Annotated in this window: 18 protein-coding genes; 16 read left to right on the forward strand and 2 right to left on the reverse strand. The window is 56.1% G+C overall.

What is annotated here, in order from left to right; translation table 11 throughout:
- Positions 1-24: 24 nt before the first annotated feature.
- Positions 25-1,074, reverse strand: coding sequence for a PAS domain-containing sensor histidine kinase (locus tag BVU17_17955; protein ID AUG49461.1), 1,050 nt, complete (start codon positions 1,072-1,074; stop codon positions 25-27).
- Between the two features lie 404 nt (positions 1,075-1,478).
- Here BVU17_17955 and BVU17_17960 point away from each other — a divergent pair, with 404 nt between their 5' ends.
- From BVU17_17960 to BVU17_17980, 5 genes are all read left to right on the forward strand, one after another.
- Complete coding sequence (locus BVU17_17960; GenBank protein AUG49462.1) at positions 1,479-2,357, forward strand: hypothetical protein; 879 nt, start codon at positions 1,479-1,481, stop codon at positions 2,355-2,357.
- Positions 2,358-2,477: 120 nt separating this feature from the next.
- Positions 2,478-2,741, forward strand: a complete 264-nt coding sequence (locus tag BVU17_17965; protein AUG49463.1) for a hypothetical protein — start codon at positions 2,478-2,480, stop codon at positions 2,739-2,741.
- Positions 2,742-2,871: 130 nt separating this feature from the next.
- A complete protein-coding gene (locus BVU17_17970) occupies positions 2,872-3,420 on the forward strand; it encodes a hypothetical protein (protein AUG49464.1) in 549 nt (182 codons plus the stop codon).
- A gap of 97 nt (positions 3,421-3,517) precedes the next feature.
- Complete coding sequence (locus tag BVU17_17975) at positions 3,518-4,480, forward strand: DUF955 domain-containing protein (protein AUG49465.1); 963 nt, start codon at positions 3,518-3,520, stop codon at positions 4,478-4,480.
- Between the two features lie 210 nt (positions 4,481-4,690).
- Positions 4,691-5,308 (forward strand): hypothetical protein, encoded by a 618-nt coding sequence (locus BVU17_17980; protein AUG49503.1) that lies wholly within the window; start codon positions 4,691-4,693, stop codon positions 5,306-5,308.
- On the opposite strand, the gene BVU17_17985 is transcribed toward BVU17_17980, so the two are convergent.
- Positions 5,273-6,160 carry an HNH endonuclease gene (locus BVU17_17985; GenBank protein AUG49466.1) on the reverse strand — a complete coding sequence of 296 codons (888 nt, stop codon included), beginning with the start codon at positions 6,158-6,160 and terminating at the stop codon, positions 5,273-5,275. The genes BVU17_17980 and BVU17_17985 overlap by 36 nt on opposite strands.
- Before the next feature lie 100 nt (positions 6,161-6,260).
- Between BVU17_17985 and BVU17_17990 the strand changes: the two genes are divergently transcribed.
- The 11 genes from BVU17_17990 to BVU17_18040 all read left to right on the forward strand — a co-directional run bounded on the left by BVU17_17990 (position 6,261) and on the right by BVU17_18040 (position 13,336).
- A complete protein-coding gene (locus BVU17_17990; protein ID AUG49467.1) occupies positions 6,261-7,202 on the forward strand; it encodes a hypothetical protein in 942 nt (313 codons plus the stop codon).
- Positions 7,203-7,261: 59 nt separating this feature from the next.
- Positions 7,262-8,095, forward strand: a complete 834-nt coding sequence (locus BVU17_17995; GenBank protein ID AUG49468.1) for a hypothetical protein — start codon at positions 7,262-7,264, stop codon at positions 8,093-8,095.
- 101 nt (positions 8,096-8,196) lie between these two features.
- Entirely contained in the window at positions 8,197-8,661 is a 465-nt protein-coding gene (locus tag BVU17_18000) for a hypothetical protein (protein AUG49469.1), read from the forward strand.
- A 38-nt stretch (positions 8,662-8,699) separates the two neighbouring features.
- Positions 8,700-9,467, forward strand: a complete 768-nt coding sequence (locus BVU17_18005) for a hypothetical protein (protein AUG49470.1) — start codon at positions 8,700-8,702, stop codon at positions 9,465-9,467.
- The gene (locus BVU17_18010) at positions 9,455-9,991 is read left to right on the forward strand and encodes a hypothetical protein (GenBank protein AUG49471.1); all 537 of its coding nucleotides are present in this window, start codon (positions 9,455-9,457) and stop codon (positions 9,989-9,991) included. Before BVU17_18005 ends, BVU17_18010 begins: the two co-directional genes overlap by 13 nt.
- A gap of 855 nt (positions 9,992-10,846) precedes the next feature.
- Complete coding sequence (locus tag BVU17_18015) at positions 10,847-11,179, forward strand: hypothetical protein (GenBank protein ID AUG49472.1); 333 nt, start codon at positions 10,847-10,849, stop codon at positions 11,177-11,179.
- Between the two features lie 516 nt (positions 11,180-11,695).
- Positions 11,696-12,136: a hypothetical protein gene (locus tag BVU17_18020; GenBank protein ID AUG49473.1), complete on the forward strand. Its 441-nt coding sequence runs from the start codon at positions 11,696-11,698 to the stop codon at positions 12,134-12,136.
- Positions 12,137-12,301: 165 nt separating this feature from the next.
- Positions 12,302-12,592, forward strand: a complete 291-nt coding sequence (locus BVU17_18025) for a hypothetical protein (protein ID AUG49474.1) — start codon at positions 12,302-12,304, stop codon at positions 12,590-12,592.
- Positions 12,589-12,903, forward strand: coding sequence for a hypothetical protein (locus BVU17_18030; GenBank protein ID AUG49475.1), 315 nt, complete (start codon positions 12,589-12,591; stop codon positions 12,901-12,903). Before BVU17_18025 ends, BVU17_18030 begins: the two co-directional genes overlap by 4 nt.
- A complete protein-coding gene (locus BVU17_18035) occupies positions 12,894-13,100 on the forward strand; it encodes a hypothetical protein (protein ID AUG49476.1) in 207 nt (68 codons plus the stop codon). The genes BVU17_18030 and BVU17_18035 overlap by 10 nt, the downstream gene beginning before the upstream one ends.
- Positions 13,097-13,336, forward strand: coding sequence for a hypothetical protein (locus BVU17_18040; GenBank protein ID AUG49477.1), 240 nt, complete (start codon positions 13,097-13,099; stop codon positions 13,334-13,336). The genes BVU17_18035 and BVU17_18040 overlap by 4 nt, the downstream gene beginning before the upstream one ends.
- The last annotated feature ends 19 nt before the right edge of the window (positions 13,337-13,355 follow it).

Consider the following 13,355-nt stretch of genomic DNA (forward strand, 5'->3'; position numbering starts at 1 on the left):
CAGGAGGTAGATATATTCGGGCTATCAGTCTAGAAACTCTACCCCAGTGATTTCGAAGCGTGCACCACCGGTGTTGCTGTCAGTGACAATGATATCCCAGCCGTGTGCTCCAGCGATGGTCCGAACAACTGAAAGTCCGTAGCCACTTCCATCCTCATTCGTGGTGAACCCGTGGTCAAACACTTCGTCCTGAATGTCAGATGGGATTCCAGGACCATCGTCTTCAACGTAGAAGCCGTGCTCCAGCGGACCGACTCGAACGATAACGGCACCATCGCTATGTCTGATAGCGTTCTGGAACAGGTTCTCGAATAGTTGGATGAGGCGGTCACTGTCAGAACTCACCGACCCGACGTGTTCGTACTGAAGCACTGCCCGGTCAACAGTCTCGCCTGTTCCTTTCCAAGCAGTGTCAACAACTGTTTCCACATCGGTCGTTTCCGGGTCAGTGACGACGTTTCCTTGCTTGGCAACCGAGAGCAGGTCGTCAACAAGCCGGGCCATTCTATCGGTGGTCTCTTCCATCGCGTCGAGATGCTCTTCGTCACCAGTCTCACGGGCCAGATGTACTCGCGAGGAGATGACGCTGAGCGGACTCCGCAGGTCGTGAGCAAGGATATCAGTGAACTCCTTGAGCCGATCGTTCTGGCGTTCCAGCATCTTCTCGTACTGGTGTTTCTCGGTCGTGTTCTGACAGACCGCAACGAACCCGTTCAATTCCCCATTCCGGAGTGGTGAAATCGACAGCGTGGCCCAAAATACTGAGTCATCGGCTTTTCGATGCCAGTGCTGTGTTTCAACAGATCCGTTCGCTGCTTCCGCCAGTAAAGAGTCGATGGTCGTCTCCATCTCTTCGGGGTCGGCAAATAACGTATCGACACTGCTTCCGAGTATCTCATCAGCTTCGTAGCCGTACATCGACTGGGCCGGATCGGGCCACGTCGTGATGTTTCCCTCAGTATTGAGCATGAAGACTGCATGCGAGGAAAGCCCCTCAATCAGTCGCTCCGAGACTGTATTGTCGTCACTCTCCGAGTGCTGTTGTGACCCCCTATCCGGCAGTGAGTTGTCCATCAGCCGCCCCTATACGTAGGACAACGGGGATGATTTAGACAATGATGACTCGCCGAATCTACAGTAATAAATGGCATACGAGTATCAAAAACCTCTCCTGTGGTACGTGTTCTGATTTTAACTATAATCTGAATTTTGATAAAGTGGGTTACGAATATAGTATCTGTATTGACCGGCCCAATCTGATTGAATCGGGGGGATAATTCTGTGCAAGATATGTGCCCTCCATCTTGCACGGTGCTTAGAGAACCTATTGAAATTGTCAAGACTACTGATGGTTAACAAGCAAACTTACAGAGCAGTGTTTCATCCTCCCCAATAGATACAAAAACCGTATTCACAGCAAATGTGACATCGATGCTGCCCCATTTTATGCGCCCTCCGGGAAGCGGAGGGAAATCAGGATGTCACAGTCTACAACGGCCAGTAGCAACGAGACAGCAACCACAGACGCTGAGGAGAACGCGTCAGAGACACCGATGGATGGGGAGACACCAACGGAAGCTGACACTGCAGACTTGCTAACGCTTGGTGCTCCACAGTATCTCCGAATCAGCGGCGAGGTCCAGTTGTTTGAGCGGATCTTCTCGGCGGCTGGCACGGTCACAGACAAGACACGACTCGGGATTGCAGAGTCAGGAATCGCCATCAGGGCAGCCGATCAGCAGGGACACGCGATGGTCGACTTGCGTGTCTCTGGGAGTTCTTTCAGCACCTTCGATGCAGGGAGGGGAACGTTGGGAGTGGACGTCGGACGAGTTCGAGATGCACTCTCGATCGGCGATGCAGGCGACCTTGCACAGTTCAAAGTTGATGCAGCGAATAGCACACTAGAAGTCAATATCGACGGTATAACGCGCACCATCGAGCTTGACCCGCTTGAATCGCTCCGCTACCCTGTCGAAATGCCGGATATCGACATCCCGGCAACCGTCCATCTGAGTCCAGACGACATCTCGCTCGGTCTCGACGCAGCAGATATGCTTTCCGACCGGTTTGACCTTACCGTTGACTCCGATGCCGGAGAAATGCAGTTCGCCGCAGACGGTGACACTGACAGTATGGTTTATACGTGGGAAGACACTGATCTCATCGCCTTCGAGCCTGCAGATATCGAAGTAAAACTTGACTCGTCGCTCGTCAAATCGGCGAATGCTGGCCTTCCAGACGGCACGAGTCGGGTTCTCCATATCGGAGACTCAGTACCGCTCGTGCTGAAATCCGAGTTCCCTGACGCCAATGGAGCGATGCAATTCGTGATCGCACCGAAGCTCCCGAACTGACTCGGATCCCCGTGGTTTTGCGGAAACGGTGGTGTGTCTTAACCAACAGCGACCGCCATACTTCGCAGTTGTTGGTTAGCGCTAATTTTGTGTCTCCCGGTCAGGTGAGGTATTTCCTCTATGGACCCGACTGAAACAGTTCCAGACTACGAGCGCTTCGAGCGTGAACAGATCGCCCAGGACCGTGACCGGCAGCGTCCCGATACCGTCGAGATCGACGAGCCACGAGGCCGTGAGGTGGTCACCAGTCTACTCAATGAGGGTGTAGTTGAACCGATTCCAGAACAAAACGTCTTGCAGCACGTTCCGTCCGGGCAGTGTTTTGACTCCGACATGGCGCTGGTGTACTTCTACAAAGGCTGGGAGGCTAGAGGCGAGGAGTAGCCAGCTCACAGGCTAACCAACACAGTGCCCTATATTCCACTCAGTGTTGGTTAGCGGCAACGATCCTGCTCTGACGCGGCGTATGGGCGCGTCCCGAGAGTTGATACCCCATCGGAATTTTCCCAAGCGTATGGACCGCACTGACTGGCCCACACCCGGCTCGAACGAGCCTGTCCCGGCATGGGACGAGTACCGGCAGCTGCGCGAGGCCGTCCACGATTATCTTGACCACGACCCGGACGACCCAAGATGGGATGACATCTGGCGAGCGCTCGCAGCAATCATGGGGGAATACCAGCGCGATGCGTTTGCCCAAGCCTTCGACCTCGATGAGCCTGCTGAGACAGCCTGCATACGGCGTCTCATTACGGGCGACGACGAGTGCCCACACTCACCGCTTGACGCCGACAGCGACCCGAAGGGGCCGCCTCACGGCCCGCCAGCAGACGACCACTCGACGCTCTGGCTTGATGATGGCGAGCCGGCGTTGTACTCGATGCATGTCTATCCGGGAAATATCGAGCGATTGGATTCTACAGAGCCGCCCCACAATCTCTGGTTCGACGTCTTCGAGTTCGCTGCCGAGTGGGGACTAGAGGTCTCAATTCTCCCAAAGTCGTGGTATAACCTTGGCTCGGCTATCCACGTCATCTTCTACCCGCCGGAGCGATACAGATAGCCAGCTCACTTCGCTCTTGCTCAGCCAGCAAGTCGATTTTCTGTCCCCCAGTGGAGGTGCGGGGGCGTGCCCGGGAGCGCGTCCCGAAGATAGACCAATGTCAACGATACAGTCAGAGACTCCAGAGCAGTCGTCCAGCCAGCAGACCACTTGCACCTTCGACGATTCGGACTCCCGGGACGAGGAGATGCGCGACCAACTCGATGCGTGGGTCGAGGACCTTGCCGACCTCACCGATGAAGCGCAGGCCAGTGAGAGGTTCCAGCAGTGGCTCGATGTGCAGAGCAAGTTCCACGATTACTCGGCTCGGAACACACTACTCATCAAGCTCCAGTGTCCCGAGGCAACGCGAGTCGCCGGCTACAATACGTGGCAAGACGAGTTCGACCGTTACGTCCAGAAAGGCGAAGACGCTATCTGGATCTGGGCTCCCATCATCACGAAGAAGTGCCCCGAATGCGGCAACTCACCGTCGTATCACGAGAACACAGACTGTGAGTACGATGAAACGGACCCCGAACAATGGCGTCGAGGGCTAGTCGGGTTCCGGCCAACATCGGTGTTCGATATCTCCCAGACTGAGGGCGAGCCGCTTCCAGAGTTAGAGACAGAAGCTCACGGTGATCCGGATGGACTTGTCGAGGACCTGATTGACGCGACCGACGAAATCGGCGTCGATGCGCGAATCGTCGCCTCGGAGGAATGGGAGCATGGGTCTGCACGGGGCGTCTGCCAGCGCCGAAGTGTAACGACCACGAATCCGATGGTCGAAGCGGTTGACCGGGAGAATCGGGCCGCCCTCGCGAGTACACTTATTCACGAGTTTGCCCATGCGGATCTTCACTTCGATGTTGAGGATGAGACAGAGCGCTCGAAACGCGAGGTCGAAGCCGAGGCAGTTGCTTACGTGGTCAGTCGTCACTTCGGGCTGGACCCCGACAACTCGGCGTTCTATCTCGCGGCGTGGGACGGCGACGCACCAGAGACGTTACGGGACCGGCTGGACCGAATCTCGAAGACGGCTGCGGATTTGATCGACGCCGTCGAAGGCGACAGCTGAGCAGTCAGTCGTGCTTTTCCAGCCGTGCTTGAGAGCAGTGTTTTGTGACTCCCCTGGTGGTCGAGGGAGTCGAATATGCGTTCCACAGCAGCGTCAGGTGGTAGTCCTGTCGGACAGTTCTTGAGTGTCTTAGGAGATTTGCGTGACCAGATCGGAGGGCCGTACTACCTCGGGGATGTCAACGGCCGGTTGGACTGGCCCGACCGAGGAGTGTACTTTTTCTTCTCGCCAGCAAGCGACCTTCGGGCAACGACAGCGGTCGACTGGCGACTCTCGCGGATCGGCACCGTCGGCATCAGTACCGGTTCGTCGAACACGCTCTGGAACCGACTCCGGCAGCACCGAGGCAATGTTCGAGGGAAGTACGCCGGCGGTGGCAACCATCGTGGCTCAATCTTCCGTCTCCACGTCGGACGGGCACTGATCGAGAAGCACGGCTGGCACGACGAGTTTCCCCACTGGGGCGAACCGAATCCCGACGCTGAGACGACCGCTGTTCGCGAGCAGGAACATGAACTCGAACAGCGCGTGTCGGAGTACATCCGGGATCTGCCGTTTCTGTGGGTTGACGTTCCGGGCGACCCCGGACCCGAGTGTGACAGAGCCGAGATTGAGTCAAATACCATCGCAATGGTGTCGAGGTATCGTCGATCCGCAGGGCCATCGGACCTCGATTGGCTTGGATACCACTCGCCGAAGTCTGAGGTGTATCAGTCTGGACTGTGGAACGTGCGACACGTCTCCGACTCGTTCGATCCGTCGGTCGTGGACCAGTTATCAGAGTATATTTCGTCAACGGAAGCGCTGGACCACCAGTCGCGGATCTGAGGGCAGGTGGTTCCGCAGCGAGAACTCAGTACGCTCGGCTAGGAGTCCGTAGGCAATCCCAGCCAGCGGCGCAACCACGGGAATCCACGCCAGTACTGAGATGAACGGCTCCACCGAGGAGGCCTGCCAGATTCCAGCGTACATCAAAATCATGTAAACGGATGCAGCAGCTGTCGACAGTCGCCATCGGACTCCCGCCACGAGCCCGGCCAGTGGGAGGCCATAGAACGCTACATCACCCGCAAGCGAGGGCAAGGGAATGGCGACAGCAATCGCACAGAGATATGTCAGGAACATCGCTGTGCCTCCTATGGACGCGACGAATAGCCGTCGCCATCCAGCACGCTCGTCGGTGTCGTCCTGGACGGACTGCTCGTCGCTTTCCTCGGTCGTCGTGGTGACTGCAAGAGGGCTCCTCGACTGTGTCTCGACGTGGCTGGCTTCCAGCCGGGAGACACCACGAGACTGCCCGTTGCCCTCCGTTTCGCCCTCGACTTCCTCGGTGATCGGGACCTCGCTCTGCAATGCAAGCACTCTGTGGGAGTCCGTTTCGGGACTGCTTGCTGGCTCTTGTTTCGCTGACTCTGGCAGGTTCAGGCGTCCCGTCTGCGTGATGTCTTCTTCGCAGGCCGAACACACTGTCAGGAGATTCGTGGTTTTATTTGTCCCGCCGTTCTCGGCGGGGATTCGTCGCACGACTTCCAAATCCTCCGCAGGGAACCGCGTCCCGCAGTTGGTGCAAGTGTTGTTGTCCAACTGCTTCCGGAAGACGATCCGGTACGCCCAGTCTGGTGGGTAGTCGCCCCGGTAGCTGTCAGGGTCGTCGTACTGCGATTCGATACCTTCCTTCATTCTGCTCGACACTTCTTCCCGTCTCCGTATTTAAGCCGCCGGGTCGTTTTGTGCCGCGCCTGCCAGCTGGGCACGCCGGTCGGTGCGCTCGGTGTTATTCATGTCTTCTGAGGCGCGACACTCTTGGTCAGCGGCGGCTGTCGGCGATGCACAGCAGGCTGAGTACATCGGGTTCCTTCACCGAGAACCGTTCGTAATCGATGCTTACCGGCTTGGATTCGCCGTCGGCGTTCGCGAGGACTACTCGTATCAATCCAAACTGCGGAACGTCGACGTCCCGATTGAGATTCTAGACAACGACTTTCGGAATCCAGATTTGGACCGGTACATTGAGCGCTTCGAGCAGTACGAGCCATCGGTCGGGATGCTTGGCGACGCATACGACCGACAGGAGGCGCGTCGGTACAACCAAGCCGCACGGGAGCTGAAACGGAAGTTTCCGGGCATGGAGGCTATCATCGTCCCGAAGTGCCGCGACGCGATCGACGTGATCGACGACGACATCATCTTGGGCTATCCGATGGGCTACTCCGACCAGACCGCCGACGAGTACACGAATATTGTGGACTGGCGGGGACGGCGAGTGCATCTGCTGGGGGCAAGTCCGACGAAGCAGTATCCGGTGATCGAGGAGCTAACACAGCCGCGTGTGACCGGTGAAGAACCAGCCGATATCGTTGGTGTCGACTGGAACGGGGTTCATCTGGCGGCGCTTCACGGCGAGTATTTCTCACCACACGGCTACGGGAGTGCGGACCACCTCTCGATCCGGGAGACGGTTCGAGAGAGCTTGCGACACATCCGGTCATACTGGAAATCGCGGGGGGTGTGGCCCACCGTGGAGAAAGACCGGTCCCCGCTAACAGCGGAACCGATGGACCCTGTCTGGGCTGCTGACGGGTCGAGAGCGACTGTGAGTGGCCTTGAGGATGCGATTGTCGTCGAGTACGAGAACGGACAGACGCTCGCGTACCGGAGCCAACACGAGCGAGACAGAGTGGAATACCGGGCAGGACTCACTCCCAGTGAGGTCTACGGCTAGAGCCGAACGTGTCGTCACAGAGAGTTTTGTGACTCCCTTTCTGGGTGAGGGAGATACAGATGACGACCACACAGACTGAGCGGACTCGTGGCCGCTTCGTACTGATTGGATGCGGCGATGCGAAAACCGACCAGCCAGTTGCAGTTCGCGACCTCTACACTTCGTCGTACTTCGCGGTCAAGCGATCATATGCTGAGGCGGCTGTCCAGTGGGCTCGAACCGCTGACCGACGAGCGAACACCTGGGCGGTTCTCTCTGCAGAACACGGGATCTTGATGCCCCGGCAGACGGTCGCTCCGTACGATACGCCCATTGAGGACCTGCGCGGCGAACCCATCGAGGGAGAAGCCAATTATCGGCTGCCGTCAGGGGAACAGGTCGAAACCCGCCTTGACCGCTGGGCGCTCCGTGTCCACTCGTCTCTCGGTGATTGGCTCCGGCGGCCTTATGCTGCCGATCAGCAGGAGTCCCCCTGCCGGGAGTTGGTCGTTCTGGCCGGCAGCGACTACGTCGACGCGCTGCGTGAGCGCGACATCTTCGACGGCCGACCAACTGCGATTCGGACTGGGCGAGAGACCTACACTGCTCTTCCCCCGAAAGCGACAGTTCGCTTCCCCTTCCAGGAGCGGGACTTCGACGGGATGTTCGACCAGATGGGCTGGCTTTCAGACCGGGCCGAAGAACTCTCGTCAGCAGCGGCTCCAGCCCGACGATCAGAACTCTCGGCCTTTGACGGGGGCCTCGAGCGCGACTCTGCTACGTGGCAAACAGGCCACAGTGGCGTCGACGTCGAGGGGACTGAGCAGGTTGGGCTGGATGCATTCGAGAACGTCCCCGAACGGTTCCTTGCCACGAGACAAACGAGTCTTGCGACCGACGGCGGGGTTGAGTAGCACGCAAACACACGATATCGACCTTGTTAACCAACACTCATCGCTTTTGTTGGTTAACACGCTGAGCCTGACGATTTTCTGTTCCTCTGGCGGGTGCGAGGATGACAGAACCAACCTCCAAAGCCCGTGATGGATCAGCCACGAACAGCAGCGAATTGCCCGTCGACGAGCAACCAATTCCAGTCGCCAAGCCACCATCGCCATTTGTCTGGCAAGATGAAGTGGTCCCCGCGCTCGATGGGTCTCTCACTGTGTGTCCAGAGTCTGCCCGGTATCCGATAGCTGCAAAGGTCGTCGACGGTGCGGAGTATCTTGTCGCAACAGCCCGAGAAACGTTCACTCCCCCAGCTGACTATCAGTTCCAGTCGTGGGACGTACTCCAGTCTGGTCGTCTTGCCCTCCGGTCAGGCGACCCACAGTTCCCACCAGCCGACGTGAGCCGTGCAATCGCAACGCTTGCGAAGCATCCTGCGTACCAGCCTGAGCGGTTCACGATCTTCTACCGAGGGTGCGAACCAGTGTATATCGAAGGTCCAGACGCCGGCATTGTGATCACCCCCTGGTAACTCGATAGCAGTTTTGTGGTCCTCTGGCGGGTGAGAGGATGTCCACACACTCAGTGTCGACGCAAGCACAGTCGTTCCAGCATCGCCCGCCAGCAGACACAGGGGAGTGTTCCTGTCCGATTCACGCCAACGGTGACCCGTTCACGGCACCCCTCGGGATTCGATTTGCCGATCATGTCGCCGTCGAGCCAATCGACAGAGAGACCGCAGCCGCTGTCTACGAGGCGCATCACTCATACATGGAGTCGCTGCCGTCGGTCAATCTCGCTCATCACGGGCTGTACTTTCAGGACTCGCTAGTCGGGGCCATCACGTACCGCTACCCGCTCATCTCAAAGAAGCGAATCCGGTACGGCGTCGACGGCCAGCTCTGTCCCGAGCCCGTCGAGATCGACAGTCTTCCAGCGGAGATTCGGGCGACTGCCCGGCAGGTGCTTCCGTTGACGGACACACCAGTCGTTGACAGCGAAGTGGTATCCGGCGATTCGCTCGTCGAGGCCGCGCGGATTTGCATGGGCGTTCGAATGCCAAACCTCGCGTCGGCAGCGCTAGCCCGCTCACAAGAGCACTTCTTGCAGGCTGACGACCGTGACACTCGCTTCTTGTTGACGTGGGTGCGCTCGGACTACGACGGCGCGATGGTTCGGGCGCTGCAAGACAAGGGCTGGACCTGTACGGGCTACCGAGAACCGGGACAGGCAAGCAACCGCGAGGACAAGCCGATTCGTGAGCGCTACAAGTGGCGCTTTCTCTGTCCTGTCGAAACTGCTCGCGAGCAGTCAACACTTGCACGGTGGTCTCAGTGACCGACGTCCAGCCCGAGGCAACGGCTGAGTGCTGTCGGTTCTGTGGAGACAAGGCTGATATCTCCGGCGAAGCGTACACCTATGTCCGGTGGCCCGACGAGGTCGACCGAGAAGACGGCGTGTTCCGGTTCACCATTTGTCGGGAGTGTGCGCTTCAGGGCCGCGACAACGTCGAGCAGGCCGCTTCGCTCTTCCACGAGGCAGATCGAGACCATCTGCTTACCTGCGATGTCTGCGGGGCTGTTGGCTGCCGGTCTGCCAGTTCTCGTCGTCCAGCAGCGGAGACGTATCGACTCGCGAGCGTTATCTCCTGGTCAGTGAGTATCAACGGCTTCGACGGGGCAACGCACTCTTGCAGTGAGTGCAGTCCTATCCTGCCGGTCGACTGTGTGAAACGCCTTGACCGGAGATACGACGATGAAGTGCCGCGTCTCGTCGAGCCCCCGTTTGACTCAGTTGCGAAGACAGCAGGCGATGCTCCGGCAGACAGTACACAGGTCGAGATCGGCGGGTGGATTGGGTAGCTGACGACAGTCCCCCGAAATCGGTGAATCTGTTTATCTGCTAATGAGCAGTACAGGTGAACTACTATGCAATAGGTTTCCGATATTTTGGCAATACTTTAGTATGGTCCGAATTGATTCAGACTACAGATTATGTCTTCACCCCTGCCGATCGTGTATCTATACACGTCTGAATCGGGGGGTATCAGCGGTTCAATAAGATTCCAGAAATTGGTTTTCCTTGGTCAGCAAGAATCAGGTCTCCCAGAGAAATATCAATTCGTTCCCTACAAATTTGGCCCATATTCATATCAGTTGGAGCGGGATATTGAAAATTGGATTAATAAGGGCCGTATCCGCAGAAGTAGAACAATAAATAGGGTAGGAAATTACAGAATCGATTATTCACTTACGCCAGACGGAATCAAACTTGCAAAAGCCCTTCTAAACAAAGAGGGTTTTAATAGGGTATTCGAAGAAGCAGATGAAATCACCTCGGAACACGGAGACAAATCACTTTCAGATCTAATTAGATACGTATATGGGAATTATCCAGAGTATACGGACGAATCCACTCTGGATATAGAACGGATATTTGACGAATCCACCACTTCACAATTTGCTGAACCGAATGAATCCCAAGTAGGCCCCTTCGATCAGATTAAGAAGATAAGTGAAGAGGAGGGCAAAGTAGCAGGAATTGAGAAGGATTTTACTAGACAGTCATTAGAGATTGGATCAAAATTTCGTGCGGTCCTTGAGAGAATTAGTGGTGAGTCTCTATCTATATACTGGAGGTCGTCAGCGCCTTCATTCGACTCATTCAAAGAGGTTGTGCAGAGCGATACAGCAGTTCCAGAAGATGCATTGAGTGAAATGCGAACCCGTGAATCGGATGAGTGGATTCGGGGAAAGTGTAGTGAATTACTGGAAATAGCCAACTCTGATACGTGCCTGTTCTTCAGAACGGAAGCCAATAATAGCCAATATACCGTCACTTGGGAGGCTGGTAGTGGGGACAGGGGTGATGAGATCACAATATATATGACTGAAAGTCAAGCTGATTATGGACAGCTTCGGGCAGCCTTGGTTCAGTATGCTACCGCAACCGCATTAGATGTGGACATAGACCCGATAAGCAGAATAGACACTACCGATGATCTGATAAGCGAATCGTTCCGCCAAACCGCGAAGCTCGCAATAAGCTAAATTCATCAAAGTAATGCAAATACAGGAATTAGAGGGGAACTCTTGTTACGAATGTGACAAGGGCAAATATGGTATGATCGAAGTGAGGACATGTATGGGCGAAACGGAGCAAGTTTGTTGTCTTTCGAAGGGAGAAACAGGCACTCAACGAACGGGGATAATAAATTGGCGGAGCCATGTATCTACTGTCGAAGTGCGGATTCGTAGTCTGAATGAGAACATTACTCTAATATCTAAGAACGAGGGCGACGGCGAATCCTACGAATATGTCGAAAAAGCACATGTTGCCCCGTCAAAGGGGAACAACATAACCGAGTATCAGTTTCAGGTTCCTGCTAAGAGAGAGGCAGGTGGCTCCTCAACAATGGGGCTTATTCAGTTGTCGATGACCGTTGATACGGAACAGGCAGCTGAAGATAGTAGGAAGGGACCAACATTGCACTCTGAAATCAAATTTATATGAATTTCCCAAGTCCCGGCCTAATTCTTGAAATAACACCATTCGTGTCTACTATTGTGGTTGAGATGGCTACCGCTGGTGGAGAAGGAAAGTTCGAAGGAGAATTCCAGAAACAACCAGAATTCGACGTGATTGGCGATTCACCTGCTAGTGCTGAGAATATCAAGTATACGGCGCTACTAAGCTATCATTATGAACAATCGATGAGATACTTCGATATTGCTACAATCGCAGCGTTTGTTATCTTCCTTACCAAACTTTACACAGCAGAAGAAATAACTGGGTTGGTTGTCTCTGCAGGTGTCGTTTCGATCTGTTCTATCGTCGTTCTCCGCGTTTGGATGCGCAGATACTTCGAGTCAAAAACTCCGACAGAATACGCACGGAAGGACTTGTTATTCACCTTCCAAGGACTTACCATTCGAAAGGGTGATTTAGCTATCATCACCGCAAATTTTGTTCCGGTTGTCTGTTTGGTTATTCTAGATAATCTTTAATTCAAAATTAAACCAAGTGTCATCCGAAGGAATTGGACGCCAGCACTATGTATGCAGTCTTATTGAGCAGGTATTTCAGCCAGCACAGTAAATAAAAACTTCACTCACAGCGGCAGCGAGCCCTCATTTTGTGTGCCTCTGGCGGGTGAGAGGATGTCTCGAAATATGTCCTACCGTCGTTCGGAAGACCTGTCGCAGCGAACCGTCCCAAAGTTCGTCGAGTCCATCGCGACGACTGTTCGGGGGCAGCCCGACAGCGCTGATGTTGAAGCGGTTGTCCTCCGTATGGTGGCCCGGCGATCAGACAGTATCGACCTCCCGGACGTACTCGAACTTCGCTCGCTCCTGGACGTCGACGGCGAGCAGGCAGATACGCTAGAGGAACAGGTCACAACCATCATCAGCGCCATCGAAGTCGACCTCGCCGGTTGGGACCGCCGGGAGGTCGCTGCATGAACGTAGTAGGAACGGCCACGTTGGGCGATTTCGGCGCTGGTGGCCCACGCTCGGATGTGCTGATTGACACGCAGAGCGCGGCACAGGAGGCCGCTGTGGGTGAGTGGGAATTTCTCGCCGCTGGCAACGACACGATCGGGTGGCACATTCCCGACACCGGAGCGACAGTCCTGCTGAAACGAAGCGATGCTGGCTGGACGCTCGAACGGGCGACCAAACTGGTCGGGACGGGCCGGTCACTCGACGCCGGGCTGGAGCTTGCCAGCTCGTACATGGCGGATCGACCGGAGGGAGCGTCGGCATGGCGATGATCGAGCGCGAGCAGTGGCGTCGCGAGGAACGCCAGCGAGTTACAGCAGCACTGGCACGCGCCCGGTTCTGGCAGTCAGTTGCGCCGCATAAAATCGGCTTCTGGGACGCCGTCGACGAGACGCTTCTGGCTCACTACCCCGACTGTCGGTACAAACGCAGGACGACACTTGACGATTTTCGGGGAGGGGACACATGAGCGACTCTCGTGACCCAATTCTTGATATACTCCCTCCCGAGCGGCTGTTGGACGCCGACCACCTCCAGCCAATCGTCGCTGGGATCAACTGTATGCACTCAATCGAGACGATCCAGCAGTATCTCGCCTACGAAAACCAGCACCAGAACCGGACGCCAGTGCAGTCTCGCCTTCGAGAGCGGGCACGCGAGATCCGTCGCGATGAATCGGATACCGAGGAGCAAGCCATCGTGTGATTTCTGTGCCCCAGCGGGA

Origin of the sequence: Haloarcula taiwanensis (assembly GCA_002844335.1) — an archaeon.
Lineage (GTDB): Archaea > Halobacteriota > Halobacteria > Halobacteriales > Haloarculaceae > Haloarcula > Haloarcula taiwanensis.

What these genes read in the sequence shown, in the direction of transcription:
- BVU17_17955 (AUG49461.1), bottom strand. Translation starts at nt 1,074, where the DNA reads ATGGACAACTCACTGCCGGATAGGGGGTCACAACAGCACTCGGAGAGT.
- BVU17_17960 (AUG49462.1), top strand. Translation starts at nt 1,479, where the DNA reads ATGTCACAGTCTACAACGGCCAGTAGCAACGAGACAGCAACCACAGAC.
- BVU17_17965 (AUG49463.1), top strand. Translation starts at nt 2,478, where the DNA reads ATGGACCCGACTGAAACAGTTCCAGACTACGAGCGCTTCGAGCGTGAA.
- BVU17_17970 (AUG49464.1), top strand. Translation starts at nt 2,872, where the DNA reads ATGGACCGCACTGACTGGCCCACACCCGGCTCGAACGAGCCTGTCCCG.
- BVU17_17975 (AUG49465.1), top strand. Translation starts at nt 3,518, where the DNA reads ATGTCAACGATACAGTCAGAGACTCCAGAGCAGTCGTCCAGCCAGCAG.
- BVU17_17985 (AUG49466.1), bottom strand. Translation starts at nt 6,160, where the DNA reads ATGAAGGAAGGTATCGAATCGCAGTACGACGACCCTGACAGCTACCGG.
- BVU17_17990 (AUG49467.1), top strand. Translation starts at nt 6,261, where the DNA reads ATGTCTTCTGAGGCGCGACACTCTTGGTCAGCGGCGGCTGTCGGCGAT.
- BVU17_17995 (AUG49468.1), top strand. Translation starts at nt 7,262, where the DNA reads ATGACGACCACACAGACTGAGCGGACTCGTGGCCGCTTCGTACTGATT.
- BVU17_18000 (AUG49469.1), top strand. Translation starts at nt 8,197, where the DNA reads ATGACAGAACCAACCTCCAAAGCCCGTGATGGATCAGCCACGAACAGC.
- BVU17_18005 (AUG49470.1), top strand. Translation starts at nt 8,700, where the DNA reads ATGTCCACACACTCAGTGTCGACGCAAGCACAGTCGTTCCAGCATCGC.
- BVU17_18015 (AUG49472.1), top strand. Translation starts at nt 10,847, where the DNA reads ATGCGAACCCGTGAATCGGATGAGTGGATTCGGGGAAAGTGTAGTGAA.
- BVU17_18025 (AUG49474.1), top strand. Translation starts at nt 12,302, where the DNA reads ATGTCCTACCGTCGTTCGGAAGACCTGTCGCAGCGAACCGTCCCAAAG.
- BVU17_18030 (AUG49475.1), top strand. Translation starts at nt 12,589, where the DNA reads ATGAACGTAGTAGGAACGGCCACGTTGGGCGATTTCGGCGCTGGTGGC.
- BVU17_18035 (AUG49476.1), top strand. Translation starts at nt 12,894, where the DNA reads ATGGCGATGATCGAGCGCGAGCAGTGGCGTCGCGAGGAACGCCAGCGA.
- BVU17_18040 (AUG49477.1), top strand. Translation starts at nt 13,097, where the DNA reads ATGAGCGACTCTCGTGACCCAATTCTTGATATACTCCCTCCCGAGCGG.